We start from the raw sequence: 14,894 nt of genomic DNA on the forward strand, positions 1-14,894 counted from the left end.
CGTCTCACCATGTGGAAAGCGCCGGTCGGGGCACCCCTGCTCGGTAGACTGGCGCCGACCGCACACCCCCCTCCCCCGGGGGTACGGGGGCCTGGAGCCCCCGGAAAACGACACAAGTCGAGGAGCGCACGTGGGCCTTGTCGTGCAGAAGTACGGCGGCTCATCCGTTGCGGATGCCGAGGGCATCAAGCGCGTGGCCCGTCGAATCGTTGACGCCAAGAAGGCCGGCCATGAGGTCGTCGTCGTGGTGTCCGCGATGGGCGACACGACGGACGAGCTCATCGAACTCGCGGAGCAGGTGTCACCGATCCCTGCCGGCCGTGAGTTCGACATGCTGCTGACCGCTGGAGAGCGCATCTCCATGGCGCTGCTGGCCATGGCGATCAAATCCCTGGGTCACGAGGCCCAGTCCTTCACGGGCAGCCAGGCCGGTGTCATCACCGACTCCGTCCACAACAAGGCGCGCATCATCGACGTGACGCCGGGCCGGATCCGCACCGCCCTGGACGAGGGCAACATCGCGATCGTGGCCGGCTTCCAGGGCGTGTCCCAGACCAGCAAGGACATCACCACGCTGGGCCGGGGCGGCTCGGACACCACCGCCGTCGCCCTCGCGGCCGCCCTCCGGGCCGAGGTCTGCGAGATCTACACCGACGTGGACGGCGTGTTCACCGCCGACCCGCGCGTGGTGAAGAAGGCCCGCAAGATCGACTGGATCGCCTACGAGGACATGCTGGAACTGGCGTCCTCCGGCTCCAAGGTGCTGCTCGACCGCTGCGTGGAGTACGCGCGGCGCTACAACATCCCGATTCACGTACGCTCGTCCTTCTCGGGTCTCCCCGGGACGATCGTCAGCAACGACAACCCGAACAAGCCCGAAGGGGGCGAGATGGAGCAGGCCATCATCTCCGGAGTCGCCCACGACACCTCCGAGGCCAAGGTCACGGTCGTCGGCGTGCCCGACAAGCCGGGCGAGGCGGCCCGGATCTTCCGCGCCATCGCCGACGCCGAGGTCAACATCGACATGGTGGTGCAGAACGTCTCCGCCGCGTCGACCGGCCTGACCGACATCTCCTTCACCCTGCCCAAGACCGAGGGCCAGAAGGCCATCGACGCGCTCGGCCGGGTCAAGGACGGCATCGGCTACGAGTCGCTGCGCTACGACGACGCGATCGGCAAGATCTCGCTCGTCGGCGCGGGCATGCGCTCCAACCCGGGCGTCACCGCGACCTTCTTCGAGGCGCTGTCCGCCGCGGGCGTCAACATCGAGCTGATCTCCACCTCGGAGATCCGCATCTCGGTCGTCACCCGCGCCGAGGACGTGCCGGAGGCCGTCCGCGCCGTGCACAGCGCCTTCGGCCTGGACAGCGAGACGGACGAGGCCGTCGTCTACGGCGGCACCGGGCGATGACCCGGGAGCGGAGCGGGGGCACCGGGCGATGACCCGGCGGCCGAACCTCGCCGTCGTCGGCGCCACCGGCGCGGTCGGCGAGGTGCTGCTCGGCCTGCTCTCACTCCGTCAGGACGTCTGGGGCGAGGTCCGGCTCGTCGCCTCCCCGCGCTCGGCCGGCCGCAAGCCGGTCGTGCGCGGCGAGGCCGTCGAAGTCGTCCCGCTGGCCGAGGAGGCCTTCGCCGGGATCGACGTCGCCGTGTTCGCCGTCCCCGACGCGGTCTCCGCCCAGTGGGCGCCGATCGCGGTGGCCAAGGGCGTCGTGGTGGTCGACGACTCCGCCGTCTTCCGCTCCGCCGAGGACGTGCCGCTGGTCGTCCCCGAGATCAACCCGGCCGCGCTGCGGATCCGCCCGCGCGGCATCGTCGCCAGCCCCGCCAGCACCACCCTCGCGATGATCGCGGCGGTCGGCGCGCTGCACGCCGAGTACGGGCTGGCACAGCTCGTGGTCGCCTCCTACCAGGCCGCCGGCGGCGAGGGCCGCGACGGCGAGGCGGCACTGCGCGAGCAGACCGCGCTGGTGGCCGGGGCCGAGGTCGGCCGGCAGACCGGCGACCTGCGCGCCGTGATCGCCGACCACGGGCCGTTCGCCGCCCCGCTGGCGTTCAACGCCGTGCCCTGGACCGGCGGACTGCGCGAGGGCGGCTGGGCCGCCGAGGAACTCGGTATCCGGGACGAGTCCCGCAAGATTCTCGGCCTGCCCGCCCTGACGGTCTCCGCGACCTGCGTCCACATCCCCGTCCTCCGCACCCACGCGCTGGCCGTGCACGCGCGGTTCGAACGGGAGGTCACCCAGGAGCACGCGCAGGACATCCTGCGGGACGCCCCCGGCGTCGTCCTCTACGACGACCCGGCGGCCGGTGAGTTCCCGACGCCGAACGACGTGGTCGGGACCGATCCGGTCTGGGTCGGGCGGGTGCGCCGGGCCCTGGACGAGCCGGACGCGCTGGACCTGTTCCTGTGCGGGGACAACCTGCGCAAGGGGGCGGCGCTCAACCTGCTGCAGATCGCGGAACTGGTGGCGAGTGAACTGACGGTGGAATAGGCCGGAACAGCGCGGGAGCAGCGCGGGCCGGGGGTCGCACGGCCGCGTGGGCTCCGCGCGGTGGGCCGCGCGGGCTCCGGTCGCGCGCCGAGTGGGGGTCAGATCCCCTGCGCCGCTTCCGATGTGTCTGCTTGTGTCCGCACCTGTGTCCATACCTGTGTCCGCTCCTCGACACAATCCGTCCGGAATCCCGAGGGAATCCGCTGGAGGCAGCTTCTGCCCATGCGGAAGAATGGGCCCCGGGCTGGGCAACCATGACAGGGGATCGAGTGTCCAACGGGCGTGGCGGACGTGATGGTGGGGGCAAGGGTGGGCATCCCGGCGAGGGCCGCGGTGTCGTTCCCCTCGCGCGCCCCGAGGCCTGCGAGTAGGCCGGAAGACGACCAGATGACGGCGGCCGCACCCGGTGCGGCGGACTCCGGTGCCGGTACCGACGCGGGTACCAGCGAGGACCTGCTCACCGAGACCTACCAGGCGCACTACCGCTCGCTGCTGCGGCTCGCCGCGCTGCTCCTGGACGACCTCTCGACCTGCGAGGACGTCGTCCAGGAGGCCTTCATCCGGGTGCACGCCGCCCGGCGCCGGGTGCGCGAGCCGGAGAAGACCCTGGCCTACCTGCGGCAGACGGTCGTCAACCTGTCCCGCTCCACGCTGCGTCGCCGGATCCTCGGTCTGAGACTGCTGCAGAAGCCCATGCCTGACATGGCCAGTGCAGAAGAAGGTGCCTACGATGCCCTGGAGCGCGACCAGTTGAAGGCCGCGCTGCGTGGACTGCAACGCCGTCAGCGGGAGGTTCTGGTGCTGCGTTACTTCCTGGACATGACGGAGGCGCAGGCCGCCGAAACCCTGGGCATCTCGCTCGGCTCGGTGAAGGCGTACGGATCGCGCGGACTCGCCGCCCTCCGCACGCAGATGGAGGCCGGTCATGGCTGAGGCTGACGGCGTCCGGCGGCGGGTGGCGGACGGCCTGCCGTCGGAGGGGCCGGGGGCGGCGCAGGGCCCGGAGGCCGTGGACGGCCCGGGGGCGGCAGCGGCAGCGGATACGTCGGATGCGTCGGATGCCTCGGGGGTTTTGGAGGCCTCGGAGCTCTCGGGGCTGGGCGGGCTGTCGACCGACGAACGGGCGGTGCGGGAGCTGATGCACCACGCCGTCGCCGGGATCCAGCCCTCGCCCGGCGGACTGCCCCGGATCCGGCGGGCCGTCCCCCGTCGGCGGGCCGCCCGGCGCGGAGCCTGGACCGGGGCCGCCGCCCTCGCGTTCGCCGTCGCGATCGCCCTGCCGGTCCTGCACGGGGGAGAGCACCTCGGGCTCTCCGGCGGCCCCGGCTCGGCCGCCGCCAAGAGCCCCGCCGCCACGGCCCCCAGCGGCACCGCCACCGGCACCATCGGCCACGGCACCCCGCCCGCAGGCGCGAGCGGCACGGGGGACACCTCGACGGCCACCGGCGCGGCCACCGTCTCCCGCACCCCCGGCACCGGGGCCACCCGCGTCGACGGCACCGTCCCGCCCACCGGCACCGCCGGAGCCGGCGACGGCGGCATCGTCCCGCTCTGCACCCGCCCTGACCTCGGCGACGGCACCGCGCAGGTCGGCTCGGCCGACGCGACGGGACGGATCTACGGCTCGTTCACCGTCTACAACGTCTCCGGACACAGCTGCCGCCTCGGCGGGCCGGGCGCGGTCGCCGTCACCGGCGTCAGCAGCGGCGACCGCAACCGCGTCCGGACCGCCGACCACGCCCCGGGCGACGCGGCCGGCGGCCTGACCGCGATGGACGCCGAGCCGCCGGTGCTCGCCCCGCAGGCCGGGTACCGGGTGCCGTTCGCCTGGATCCCCGACCAGAGCTGCACCGGCGGCCCCACCGGCGCGCCGTCCGGCGCCAGCCAGGCCTCCCTGAACTCCAAGACCCCCGCGACCTCGGGCGTTTCGGCGGCCGGCGCCACCGGCGCGCCCAGCGGCAACCCCCAGGCGAGCTCGTCCCCCTCGTCGGTCCCGAGTTCGGCGCCCAGCCCCACCGCCACCCCGACCGGCAACCCCACCACCCCGGCTGCCACCGCCACCATCGCCCACACCCCGGCCCCGGGCAGTCCCACGGCCGCCACCGTGACGCTGCCGGTGGCCTGCGGCGGGACGCTGTACCGGGGTGGGGTGCAGGCGGTGGGGGGTCCGGCGCCGCAGCCGTCGGGTTCGCCGTCGGCGGGGTGAGCGGGTGAGTGGGGTGAGCGGGCCGAGGCGGCAGCTCGGGGCGCTCGGGTGTGGCCGGGCCTTCGGCGGTCGGGCCTCGGTGGTCGGGGCCTGACGGCCGGCCCTGGCGGGCTCGCGGGGCTCGACCGGGCCCTGGGGGCCGGGTGGGTGTGAGGAATGGTTACCGTGGGGGTGTGTACCGGTTCCTCCTGACTCCGCGCTGGCTGGGCGGCACTGCTCTGGCCGTGGCGGCCGTGGCGGTGTGCCTGTGGCTGGGCTCCTGGCAGCTCGGCCGGTTCGAGGACCGGGTGTCCACGCACAACGAGACCAAGCAGGCGGTCACCGCTTCGGGTGACGCCAGGCCGATCGACGCCCTGCTCGACCGGGCGACCCCGCAGGTGACCACGGAGACCGTCGGCAAGTCCGTCACGGTGACCGGCAGCTACGACGCTGAGCACCAGCTCCTCGTCCCCAACCGGGTGGTGGACGGCAAACAGGGCTACTACGTGCTCACCCCGCTGCGCACCGCCGACGGGCACGCCGTCGCCGTGGTGCGCGGCTGGGCGCCCGGGGCGCCGGCCGCGGGGGTTGCCGCGGGAACGCCCGTCGGACCGCCGCCGGACGGGCCGGTGACGGTGACCGGGCGGCTGCAGGCCAACGAGGCCGTGGGCGCCAACGGCGCGGTGGCCGGTGGCCTGCCGGCCGGGCAGCTCGGCATGATCAACCGGGCCTCGCTGCTGAACGTGCTGGAGTACGACGGCTGGTACGACGGCTGGGTGGCCGTCGACGAGGCCCCCGCCGGGCTGACCCCGGTACCGACCGTGCAGCCGCAGGGCGGGGACGGGCTCACCCTGCGCGCGTTCCAGAACCTGGGCTACACCCTGGAGTGGTTCGTCTTCGCGGGCTTCGTCGTCTTCATGTGGTTCCGCCTGGTGCGCCGCGAGGCGGAGGCGGAGCAGGACCGGGCCCTGGGACTGGACCCGGTCCTGGACTGACCGGCCGAGCGGCAGCCGGCGGACCGGCTCGGGGTGCGCCCGGTGCACTCGGTGTTCCCGGCGCTCGCGGTGCTCGCGGGTGCTCGTGGGATCAGCGCTTGGTCGGCAGCGGCGGTACCGGCGTCGGCTTGACCGGTGGCAGGGCCGGAGCCGGCGGTGCTGGGGTCGGCAGGGCCGGGGTCGGCGTCGGGAACGGCGGCTGACCCGGCGGCTGGGCCGGTGCCGTGGATCCGGCGGGTACCGGCGTGGGGTTGCCGGAGCAGTGGCCGCGGCCGCCGCCGGAGTCGTCGTTCGAGCCGTAGTGCTCGATGTGGTGGTGCACGGTGCGCCCGGTTTTGGAGCCCTTGGAGCCCGAGCCGGACGAGCCGGACGACCCCGACGAGCCCGATGAACCCTTCGAGCCCGACGAGCCCTTGGAGCCGCTCGATCCCTTCGAGCCCTTGGCGAGCTGGACCGTGCCGTCCCCGGGGGCCGGCTCGTGCACGACGAACGCCGCCGGCACGACGGAGGCCCCCGGCCCTGCCCCTGCCCCGGCCGCGCTCGCCCCGGGTGCGCTCGCCTTGGTCGCGGTGGCGAGCGGTGTGGCCGGGACGGGGGGCGCGGTGGGCGGAGCGGCAGCCGGCGCGGTGGCCGGAGCGCTGGGCGCGGGCCCGCCGGGCGGAGCGGTCGGCGGGCCGGCCGGAGGCGGGCAGGAGGCGTTGTCGCTGTGCGATCCGGAGCAGCCGGTGAGCACCAGGGCCCCGGCCACCACCGCCCCCGCGAGCATCAGCACACGTCTCACTCCGACTCCCCGTCCGCGTTGTCCGCGGCCGGGGCCAGGTGCCGCCGGACGAAGTCGATCTCCAGCCGGAGCTGCTTGATCCGCTCCTCGACGACCAGCGACCCGTGCCCGGCGTCGTACCGGTACACCTCGTGCGGTTTGCCGAGCTGCTCCAGCCGCTCGACGTAGTTGTCGATCTGCCGGATCGGGCAGCGCGGGTCGTTGACCCCGGCGCTGATGTACACCGGCACCCGCACCCGCTCGACGTAGGTCAGCGGCGAGGAGGCGGTGAAGCGGTCCGGGACCTCCTCCGGGGTGCCACCGAAGAGCGTGCGGTCCAGCGACTTGAGCGCCTCCATCTCGTCGGCGTACGCGGTGTGGTAGTCCGCGACCGGCACGGCGGCGACGCCGACGGCCCAGGCGTCGGGCTGCACGCCGAGGCCGAGCAGGGTCAGGTAGCCGCCCCAGCTGCCGCCGGTGAGCACCAGCCGGCGCGGGTCGGCGAGGCCGCTGCCGACCGCCCACTCCCGGACCGCCGCGATGTCCTCCAGCTCGATCAGGCCGACCCGCTCGTGCAGGGCGTCGGTCCAGGCCTGGCCGTAGCCGGTCGAGCCACGGTAGTTGACCCGGACCACCGCGAAGCCGTGGTCCAGCCAGGCGGCCGGGCCGGCGGCGAAGGAGTCGCTGTCGTGGTGGGTCGGGCCGCCGTGGATCTCGAACACGGTCGGGAGCGGGCCGTCCTCGGGGGTGGTCCCGGCCGGCCGCTGCACGAGGGCGTGCACCCGCCCGCCGGGCCCGTCGACCCAGACGTCCTCGACCGGGACCGAAGCGGGCGGCACCGCGCCGGGCGCCCGCAGCACGACCGACCCGGCGGTGGAGCGGACGGCGGAGGGCTCGGCGGCGGAGGACCACAGGTACTCGACGGTGCCGTCCGGACGGGCGGTGGCGCCGCCGACGGTGCCGCGCGGGGTGTCCAGGCGGGTGAGCCGGCCGTCGGCGAGCGCGTACGAGAACAGCTCGCTGCGCGCCTCGTACTCGTGCTCGACCAGCAGTTCCTCGGCGCCGGGGCGCCACTGCGCGGAGACGTCGCCGGGCAGCTCGCGGCCCTGCTCGTCGCGCAGCGGCAGGGCGGTCTCGGCGCCGGTGGCGACGTCCCAGATCATCGGCTCCCAGCGGCCGGTGCGCTGGTGGGCGACCAGCAGGCGGGTGTCGCCCTCGACGGGGGCGAAGCCGAGGCAGGCGACGCCGCGCGGCTCGTCCCGGCCGGTGACCTCGTCCAGTTCGGCGACGGTCTCGACGGTGGCGGTGGTGGTTCCGTCGGTGCCGGCCTCGGTGAGGCGGACGACCCGGATCGCGGAGTGCATCGCGTCGCCGTGCTCGGTGTGGTCGATCGCGAGCAGCGTGCCGTCGTGGCTGAGGTCGCCGACGCCGCCGTACTCCGCGTGCCGGTAGATCTCGACCGGTTCGGCGTCGCCGGGGCGGCGCAGGTGCAGGGTGGTGCCGTCCTCGTCGGTGGAGCGGCCGACGACCACGGTGCCGTCGCGGCCGAGGGCCAGGCCGGCCGAGTAGGAGGGGGCGAGGCCGGGCACGGCCTCCTCGTCCGGGCCGCCCGCGAACGGCTGACGGCGCCAGACGCCGAACTCGTCGCCGTCGTGGTCGTCGAACCACCAGATCCAGGCGCCGTCGGGGGACAGCTCGGCGTCGGTGGTGCCGTTCGGGCGGTCGGTGACCCGGCGGTGGGCGCCGGTGGTGCGGTCCCAGGCGTAGACCTCGTAGGTGCCGGTCACGTTGGACACGTACAGCGCCCGGTCGGGGGCGTCCTCGGCCCAGTCGGGCAGCGACACCCGTGCTGCCCTGAACCGCTGCTCCCACGCCGGTACGGCGCTCTTCTCCTCGCTCATCCGACCATCCAACCCGATCGGGGGGAGGGAATGGAACGGGCGGGTGGCCCCTGGCCCACCCGCCCGGTGGTCCGGGGGTGTTCACGAAGGGCTCGCGGGGCGCGCGGGGGCGCTTCGCGTACGGCCCTTGCCGGGGTGTGAGCACGGGGTTCGAGCCTGCGGGGTTCCTGCGCGGTGGTGGTGGGTGGCTTCGGTCTGCGAGCTCAGGCGCCCGGCACGCGGTCGAGGAAGCCGTACACCGCGCCGATCCGACCGTCCGCGGTGGCCACCAGCACGTCGAACCCGATCACCACCGGCTCCGCGCCCGCCGCACCCGCTGCGCCCTCCCCGTTCGCCGGGCCCGCCGGGCCGAGGTGCCAGGTGAAGCGGGCGATGTCGTGGTGCGCGTCCACCGCGCCGAGGGTGAACTCCAGCCCCGGGAACTGGGCCTGGGCCGCACCGACCAGCGCGTCGATCGCGTCCCGGCCGACGACCGCCGCCAGCGGGTCGGTGTAGCGGCCGTCCTCGGCCCACGCCTCGTCGACCAGCTTGCGGCGGGCCGCCGGGTCGGTCTCGTTCCACACCGCGAGGTAGCGCTCGGCGAGCTGCTGAAGGGTGGCGGTGGTGATCTCGGTCATCGTCATCTCCCGTGTTCAGGTGTGGTGTTGGCCGGTCGTTCCCGGTGCTCACCACGGTAGGGACTGGCAGGCGGGCGGCGAATCCGTCACGCATGGGCATGCGGGTACGTACGCCCGGGCGGGGTTGCCGATGCCCCGGTGCCCGGCCACCGCCTGGACGCCACCACGGAGGTGCGCCGGTGCGGCGCGGGCCCGATGGGTAGGGTCGGGGCATGCTGTACGGGAGGGAACGCGAACAGGCCGCCTTGGACGGCTTGTTGGGCGCGGCGCGGGCCGGGCGCAGCGGTGTGCTGCTGCTCCACGGCGAGGCCGGCATCGGCAAGACCGCGCTGCTGGACGACGCGGTCGCACGGGCGGGAGAGGCGTTCCGGGTGATCCGGGTGGCGGGCGTCGAGTACGAGGCCGAGCTGCCGTACGCCGGGCTGAGCATGCTGCTCGCACCCGGCCTCGACCGGCTGGACGCCCTGCCCGGGCCGCAGCGACGGGCCCTGGAGGCGGCGTTCGGGCTCGCCGACGACGGGGATTCCCCCGGCGGGTCGGGCGAGTCCCCCGAGCCGACCGGCAGGCCGGCCGACCGACTGCTGGTCGGGCTGGCCACGCTCGCCCTGCTCGCCGAACTCGCCTCCGAGCAGCCCCTGTTGTGCGTACTGGACGACGTGCAGTGGCTGGACCGCGCCTCACTGGACGCGTTGCTGCTGGCCGCCCGGCGGCTCCAGGCCGAAGGGGTGGCCCTGGTGCTGGCCTCCCGTACCGACACCGGAGTCTCCCCGCAGCGCCGACTCGGCCTCCCCGAGCTGGAGGTGACCGCCCTGGCCGCGGCCGACGCCGCCCGGCTGCTGGCCCGGCGGACCGGCCCCGACCTGCCGGTTCCCGTCCGCGACCGGCTGCTCGCCGAGGCCGCCGGCAACCCGCTCGCGCTCACCGAACTCCCCGTCGCCACCGGGCCGCAGGCCCACGCGTCCGGCGGCGGCCTCCCGCTCACCAGCCGACTGCTGATCGCCTTCCACGGCCAGGTCACCGGCCTGCCCGCGGCCACCCAGACGCTGCTTCTGGTCGCCGCCGCCGAGGAGCGCGGTGAACTCGACGTCGTCCTGCCCGCCGCGGCCGCGCTCGGCGTCGCCGCCGAACACCTCACCCCCGCCGAGGAATCCGGCCTGGTGACGGTCACCGCCGACCGCCGGATCGCCTTCCGGCACCCGCTGCTGCGCTCGGCCATCCTCCAACGTGCTCCGCACCAGCAGAAGTTGACGATCCACCGGGCGCTGGCCGGGGCATTGCCGGACGGCGACCGTCGGACCTGGCACCTCGCCCTCGCCGCCACCGCCCCCGACACCGACCTCGCCGACGCACTGGAACGCGCCGCCGTCCGCGCCGAACGCCGCGGTGGCCACGGCGGTGCCGCCGCGTACGAGCGCGCCGCCCGGCTCACCCCCGACCGCGACGGCGCCACCCGTCGGCTCGTCCTGGCCGCCGAAGCCGCCACCGAGGAGGGCGAGTTGGCTCGGGCCGAGGCGCTCGCCGACGAGGCCGCCGGCCGTACCGACAGCGTCCTCGCGCACGCCCTGCTCGACCAGGTCCGGGCCACCGCGCACTTCTGGCGCGGCTCGTACCCGACCGCCTACCGGCTGCTGCTAGACGCCGCCGGCACCGACATCGAGCCCGGGCACGCCGCCCGGATGCTGTTCCAGGCCTTCCACACCGCCTGGTACGCGGGGCAGGAGCCGGTGATCGCCGTCCTCGACCGCCTCGCGGCCCTCGCCCTGCCCGACGACGACCCCCTCGCCCCGCTCGCCCGCCACCTGCCCGCCGCCGTCCTCCCGGCCCTGGGCAGGCCCGCCGCACCGGCGCCGCCCGTCCGGGAAGCCGCCGAGGCCGCCCGCCGGGCCGGCGCCGAGAGCCCGGTCGACCTCGTCCAACTGTGCGGAGCCACCCTGGTCCTCGGCCGCGACGAGGAGACTGCCGAACTCGGCGCCGAACTGATCGCCGAAGCCCGCGCCAAGGGCACCGTCGGGGTGATGCCCACCCTGCAGTTCTTCCTCGCCGAGGCCGAGCTCTTCCACGGCCGCCACCGCGATGCCGAACTCACCGCGACCGAGGCCCTCGGCCTCGCCCGCGACACCGGCCAGCACCAGTGGGTCAGCCAACTCACCGCACTGCTCGCCCACCTGGCCGCACTGGACGGCCGCACCGACCACTGCACCGGACTCGCCGCCACCGCCCTCGCCACCACCGGCCCGCAGACCGCCGCCCCCGCGGCGGGCCTCCCCTGGGCCCAGTGGGCGCTCGCCCTGCTCGACCTCGGCCAGGGCCGCGCCGGCGACGCCGCCGACCGCCTGCACACCCTCACCACCGGCCCCCACCGGCACCACGTCAGCGCCACCCGGGCCGTCCCCGACCTGGTCGAAGCCGCCGTCCGCCTGGGAACCCCCGAACGCGCCGCCGAGCCGTACGAACGCTTCGCCCGCTGGACCGCCGCCGCCGACCGCCCGTGGGCCGAAGCCCTCCGCCTGCGCTGCCAGGCCCTGCTCGGCCCCGACGAACTCGCCGAAGCCGCCTACCGCGCCGCCCTCGACCTGCACCGAACCGGCCACCGCCCCTTCGAACAGGCCCGCACCGCCCTCCTCTACGGCGAGTGGCTGCGCCGCACCCGCCGCCGCACCGACGCCCGCCCCCACCTGCGCGCCGCCCTGGAGACCTTCGACCGCCTCGCCGCCCACCCCTGGGCCGCCCGCGCCCGCACCGAACTCTCCGCCACCGGCACCCCGGCCCCCGCCTCGCCCCTCAAGGGCACCTCGCAGTCCCCCCTCACCCCCCAGGAACTCCAGATCGCCCGCCTGGCCGCCCAGGGCCTCACCAACCGCGACATCGCGGCCCAGCTCTTCCTCAGCCCCCGCACCGTCGCCCACCACCTCTACAAGGCCTACCCGAAGCTCAACATCACCTCCCGCACCGAACTCGCCACGGTCCTCTGAGCTCCACCCGGCCCGGCCCCGCCCCGAGCCGCCGTCACCTCCGGACGATTCCCGCACGGCGGCCCGGCACCCGGCCCCGGAGCAGCCCGTCCGCCACGCCGGGACACGGCCCGGCGGATCACGGCGGCAACACGAAGGCCGCCCACCCACCCGCACCCATCACCCGGCGAGCCGATCCGACTGAGGCCTAGTCACTCAGTCGGTCACACAACAACGACAGAGGCCCTGCCGGATTTCTCCGGCAGGGCCTCTGCACTGGGTCGGGGTGGCGGGATTTGAACCCACGGCCTCTTCGTCCCGAACGAAGCGCGCTACCAAGCTGCGCCACACCCCGGTCTTGCGTTTTGTCGCTCTGTCTCCTTCGCGACGAGTAGAACTCTACCGGACGCTCGCCGAGACACGAAATCCGGTTTCGCGCGGGCGTCCGGTGGCGGTCAGCGGGGGGCCGGGGTGAGGGTGAGGAGGGTGGCTTCGGGGGGGCAGGCGAAGCGGACGGGGGTGTAGCGGTTGGTGCCGCAGCCGGCGGAGACGTGGAGGTGGGAGCGGTGGCCGCCGGCGGTGTGGGTGGAGAGGCCCTTCACGCGGCGGGTGTCGATGTCGCAGTTGGTGACGAGGGCGCCGTAGAAGGGGATGCAGAGCTGGCCGCCGTGGGTGTGGCCGGCCAGGATCAGCGGGTAGCGGTCGGCGGTGAAGGCATCGAGGACGCGCAGGTAGGGCGCGTGGACGACGGCGAGCGAGAGGTCGGCGTCGGGAGAGGGGCCGCCGGAGACCTCGCTGTAGCGGTCGCGGCGGATGTGCGGGTCGTCGAGGCCGGTGAATTCGAGGTCGAGGCCGTTCACGGTGAGGCGGCCGCGGGTGTTGGTGAGGTCGAGCCAGCCGGCCGCGTCGAAGCCGTCGCGGAGCTTCTCCCACGGGTTGTGGACGGCGCCGGTGATGCCGCGGCGGGCGGAGCCGTCGGGGTTGTTCATGCCGTGGATGCCGCTGCGCATGGCCTGGAGGTAGCGCGCCGGGTTCTTGCGGGCCGGGCCGTAGTAGTCGTTGGAGCCGAAGACGTAGACGCCGGGGAACTCCATCAGGGGGCCGAGCGCGTCGAGGGTGGCCGGGACGCCGAGCGGGTCGGAGAGGTTGTCGCCGGTGTTGACCACGAGGTCGGGGCGCAGGCCGGCCAGGCTCTTCAGCCAGCGCTGCTTCTTGCCCTGGCCGCTCACCATGTGGATGTCGGACACCTGCAGGATCCGGAGGGGCCGGGCGCCGCGGGGGAGGACGGGGACCTCGACCCGGCGGAGGCGGAAGGCCCGCACCTCGTACCCGGCGGAGTAGGCGAGGCAGGCGGCGCCGGCGGCGGCGAAGCCGAGGGGAACGGAGTACAGCGGTCGCATCAGCCCATGCTCTCAGACGGTCGATCAGCTGGTTGACGCCCGGCGGGGGCCGAGCCGGGCGCGGAGCCGGACGGCGGGGCGGGGGCGGCCGGGGGTGGTGGGGGCGTTGCGCCGGATTCGCGGCGGGCGCGCAGGGCGCGGACCTTGTGGCGGTTGCCGCAGCGTTCCATCGAGCACCAGCGGCGCCGCCCGGGCCGTGAGGTGTCGACGAAGACCAGCCGGCAGTTGTGCGCGCCGCACTCGCGGATCCGGTCCGCGTGCGGGCCGGTGAGCAGGGCGATGGCGTCCCGGGCGAGGGTGGAGACCAGCTGGGAGCCGTCGGCGGGCAGCGGGGCGGCGGCGGTGCCGTCCGGGGCGATCCGGGGGACCAGCGGGGGGTGCTCGGCGGCGCGGTTGAGGGCGGCGTAGTCCTCGGCCGTGCCCGGGCCGCCGTGGGCGTGGGCGGCGGCGAGGCGCCAGAGCGCGTCGCGAAGGGCGCGGGCGGCGGTGAGGTCGGGGGCGGTGACCCGGACGGCGTCGGCGGGCAGCCGCAGGCGGGACTGCGGGAGCCAGGCGGTGAGGTCCTCGGGCCGGTGCAGCACCTCGTAGCGGGCGTACTCGCCGGGGCCGCCGGTGGTGAGCAGTTCGAGGCAGAGGGCGCCGGGGTCGAAGTGGAAGCGGGCGCCCGCGGGGGTGGTGAGGACCAGCCCGGGCGGGGTGGTGTTCCGGTCGGCTCCGTCGGTCATGGGGTCAGGATAGATGTAACCGGGTCAAGGGGTTACAGGCGCCGGGTTCCGGCCGTCGGGTGACGTCCTCGGAGGGACGGAGGCGGAGACGTCCCCTCCCGGCCGCGACCGACCACCGGCCTGACGTGACGTCACTCGACGGTCGGCCGCCCGTGACACGGCATACTCGTTCACCTGCGCAAGCCCGCAAGCCGCAGTGGATACCCGGTGGAAACCTGGTTGAGACCGCCCACAGCCGAAGGATAAGAAGAGGAAATGACAACGCTCAAGGAGCAGCTGCACGAGGACCTCACGGCTGCCATCAGGGACCGGGACGAGCTTCGGTCGTCCACCATCCGGCTCACGCTGGCCGCCGTCACCAGCGAGGAGGTGGCGGGCAAGCAGAAGCGCGAGCTGTCCGACGCCGAGGTGCTGAAGGTCATCGGCCGCGAGTCGAAGAAGCGCCGGGAGGCCGCCGAGGCCTTCGACGGCGCCGGTCGTACCGACCAGGCCGCCCGCGAGCGGGCCGAGGGCGAGGTGCTGGCGACCTACCTGCCCAAGCAACTCTCCGACGAGGAGCTGACCGCGATCGTGGCGGCCGCCGTCGCCGAGAGCGGCGCGACCGGCCCGCAGGGGATGGGCGCCGTGATGAAGCTGGTGAAGCCGCAGGTGGACGGCCTGGCCGAGGGCGGCCGGGTCGCCGCCGCCGTGAAGGCCGCGCTGTCCTGACCTCGGGCGGCCGCACGGTTCGGGCCCGGATGGCCGCGCCGTCCTGCGCCGGGAACGCCCGGTAACAGGCTCTCCAGGGCCGATGGCCCCGGACGGCCCCGGACGGCTTCCTGTGGCCCCTGACGGCCCTGATGGGCCCCGCGGCCCCGTCGGCCCC

General features: G+C 74.8%; 12 protein-coding genes and 1 tRNA gene. 7 read left to right on the forward strand and 6 right to left on the reverse strand.

The window, feature by feature from the left end; all coding sequences use genetic code 11:
• Positions 1 to 130 precede the first annotated feature (130 nt).
• From AB0Q99_RS31040 to AB0Q99_RS31060, 5 genes are all read left to right on the forward strand, one after another.
• Positions 131 to 1,411 carry an aspartate kinase gene (locus tag AB0Q99_RS31040; RefSeq protein WP_363577026.1) on the forward strand — a complete coding sequence of 427 codons (1,281 nt, stop codon included), beginning with the start codon at positions 131 to 133 and terminating at the stop codon, positions 1,409 to 1,411.
• 28 nt (positions 1,412 to 1,439) lie between these two features.
• On the forward strand, positions 1,440 to 2,495 hold the full coding sequence (locus AB0Q99_RS31045; RefSeq protein WP_363577028.1) for an aspartate-semialdehyde dehydrogenase: 1,056 nt from the start codon (positions 1,440 to 1,442) through the stop codon (positions 2,493 to 2,495).
• Between the two features lie 387 nt (positions 2,496 to 2,882).
• Positions 2,883 to 3,428: a SigE family RNA polymerase sigma factor gene (locus AB0Q99_RS31050; RefSeq protein WP_363577030.1), complete on the forward strand. Its 546-nt coding sequence runs from the start codon at positions 2,883 to 2,885 to the stop codon at positions 3,426 to 3,428.
• The gene (locus AB0Q99_RS31055) at positions 3,421 to 4,701 is read left to right on the forward strand and encodes a hypothetical protein (RefSeq protein ID WP_363577032.1); all 1,281 of its coding nucleotides are present in this window, start codon (positions 3,421 to 3,423) and stop codon (positions 4,699 to 4,701) included. The genes AB0Q99_RS31050 and AB0Q99_RS31055 overlap by 8 nt, the downstream gene beginning before the upstream one ends.
• Before the next feature lie 173 nt (positions 4,702 to 4,874).
• Positions 4,875 to 5,675 (forward strand): SURF1 family protein, encoded by an 801-nt coding sequence (locus AB0Q99_RS31060; RefSeq protein WP_363577034.1) that lies wholly within the window; start codon positions 4,875 to 4,877, stop codon positions 5,673 to 5,675.
• A 91-nt stretch (positions 5,676 to 5,766) separates the two neighbouring features.
• Here AB0Q99_RS31060 and AB0Q99_RS31065 read toward each other — a convergent pair whose 3' ends face one another.
• From AB0Q99_RS31065 to AB0Q99_RS31075, 3 genes are all read right to left on the reverse strand, one after another.
• Positions 5,767 to 6,456, reverse strand: coding sequence for a hypothetical protein (locus tag AB0Q99_RS31065; RefSeq protein WP_363577036.1), 690 nt, complete (start codon positions 6,454 to 6,456; stop codon positions 5,767 to 5,769).
• Positions 6,453 to 8,336: a prolyl oligopeptidase family serine peptidase gene (locus AB0Q99_RS31070; RefSeq protein WP_363577038.1), complete on the reverse strand. Its 1,884-nt coding sequence runs from the start codon at positions 8,334 to 8,336 to the stop codon at positions 6,453 to 6,455. The genes AB0Q99_RS31065 and AB0Q99_RS31070 overlap by 4 nt, the downstream gene beginning before the upstream one ends.
• Positions 8,337 to 8,539: 203 nt before the next feature.
• Positions 8,540 to 8,953 carry a nuclear transport factor 2 family protein gene (locus AB0Q99_RS31075; protein ID WP_363577039.1) on the reverse strand — a complete coding sequence of 138 codons (414 nt, stop codon included), beginning with the start codon at positions 8,951 to 8,953 and terminating at the stop codon, positions 8,540 to 8,542.
• Positions 8,954 to 9,165: 212 nt separating this feature from the next.
• On the opposite strand from AB0Q99_RS31075, the gene AB0Q99_RS31080 reads away from it, so the two are divergent.
• Positions 9,166 to 11,925 (forward strand): AAA family ATPase, encoded by a 2,760-nt coding sequence (locus AB0Q99_RS31080; RefSeq protein WP_363577041.1) that lies wholly within the window; start codon positions 9,166 to 9,168, stop codon positions 11,923 to 11,925.
• Between the two features lie 260 nt (positions 11,926 to 12,185).
• Here AB0Q99_RS31080 and AB0Q99_RS31085 read toward each other — a convergent pair.
• From AB0Q99_RS31085 to AB0Q99_RS31095, 3 genes are all read right to left on the reverse strand, one after another.
• Positions 12,186 to 12,259: transfer RNA gene (locus tag AB0Q99_RS31085), tRNA-Pro, on the reverse strand.
• A gap of 100 nt (positions 12,260 to 12,359) precedes the next feature.
• Positions 12,360 to 13,304 carry a metallophosphoesterase gene (locus AB0Q99_RS31090; RefSeq protein WP_363577043.1) on the reverse strand — a complete coding sequence of 315 codons (945 nt, stop codon included), beginning with the start codon at positions 13,302 to 13,304 and terminating at the stop codon, positions 12,360 to 12,362.
• Positions 13,304 to 14,029, reverse strand: a complete 726-nt coding sequence (locus tag AB0Q99_RS31095) for a CGNR zinc finger domain-containing protein (protein ID WP_363577045.1) — start codon at positions 14,027 to 14,029, stop codon at positions 13,304 to 13,306. Before AB0Q99_RS31095 ends, AB0Q99_RS31090 begins: the two co-directional genes overlap by 1 nt.
• A 255-nt stretch (positions 14,030 to 14,284) precedes the next feature.
• Here AB0Q99_RS31095 and AB0Q99_RS31100 point away from each other — a divergent pair, with 255 nt between their 5' ends.
• On the forward strand, positions 14,285 to 14,737 hold the full coding sequence (locus AB0Q99_RS31100) for a GatB/YqeY domain-containing protein (RefSeq protein ID WP_363577047.1): 453 nt from the start codon (positions 14,285 to 14,287) through the stop codon (positions 14,735 to 14,737).
• Positions 14,738 to 14,894 lie beyond the last annotated feature (157 nt).

Origin of the sequence: Kitasatospora sp. NPDC086791, assembly GCF_040685975.1 — a bacterium.
Lineage (GTDB): Bacteria > Actinomycetota > Actinomycetes > Streptomycetales > Streptomycetaceae > Kitasatospora.

What these genes read in the sequence shown, in the direction of transcription:
- AB0Q99_RS31095 (WP_363577045.1), bottom strand. Translation starts at nt 14,029, where the DNA reads ATGACCGACGGAGCCGACCGGAACACCACCCCGCCCGGGCTGGTCCTC.
- AB0Q99_RS31050 (WP_363577030.1), top strand. Translation starts at nt 2,883, where the DNA reads ATGACGGCGGCCGCACCCGGTGCGGCGGACTCCGGTGCCGGTACCGAC.
- AB0Q99_RS31080 (WP_363577041.1), top strand. Translation starts at nt 9,166, where the DNA reads ATGCTGTACGGGAGGGAACGCGAACAGGCCGCCTTGGACGGCTTGTTG.
- AB0Q99_RS31045 (WP_363577028.1), top strand. Translation starts at nt 1,440, where the DNA reads ATGACCCGGCGGCCGAACCTCGCCGTCGTCGGCGCCACCGGCGCGGTC.
- AB0Q99_RS31100 (WP_363577047.1), top strand. Translation starts at nt 14,285, where the DNA reads ATGACAACGCTCAAGGAGCAGCTGCACGAGGACCTCACGGCTGCCATC.
- AB0Q99_RS31055 (WP_363577032.1), top strand. Translation starts at nt 3,421, where the DNA reads ATGGCTGAGGCTGACGGCGTCCGGCGGCGGGTGGCGGACGGCCTGCCG.
- AB0Q99_RS31075 (WP_363577039.1), bottom strand. Translation starts at nt 8,953, where the DNA reads ATGACCGAGATCACCACCGCCACCCTTCAGCAGCTCGCCGAGCGCTAC.
- AB0Q99_RS31070 (WP_363577038.1), bottom strand. Translation starts at nt 8,336, where the DNA reads ATGAGCGAGGAGAAGAGCGCCGTACCGGCGTGGGAGCAGCGGTTCAGG.
- AB0Q99_RS31090 (WP_363577043.1), bottom strand. Translation starts at nt 13,304, where the DNA reads ATGCGACCGCTGTACTCCGTTCCCCTCGGCTTCGCCGCCGCCGGCGCC.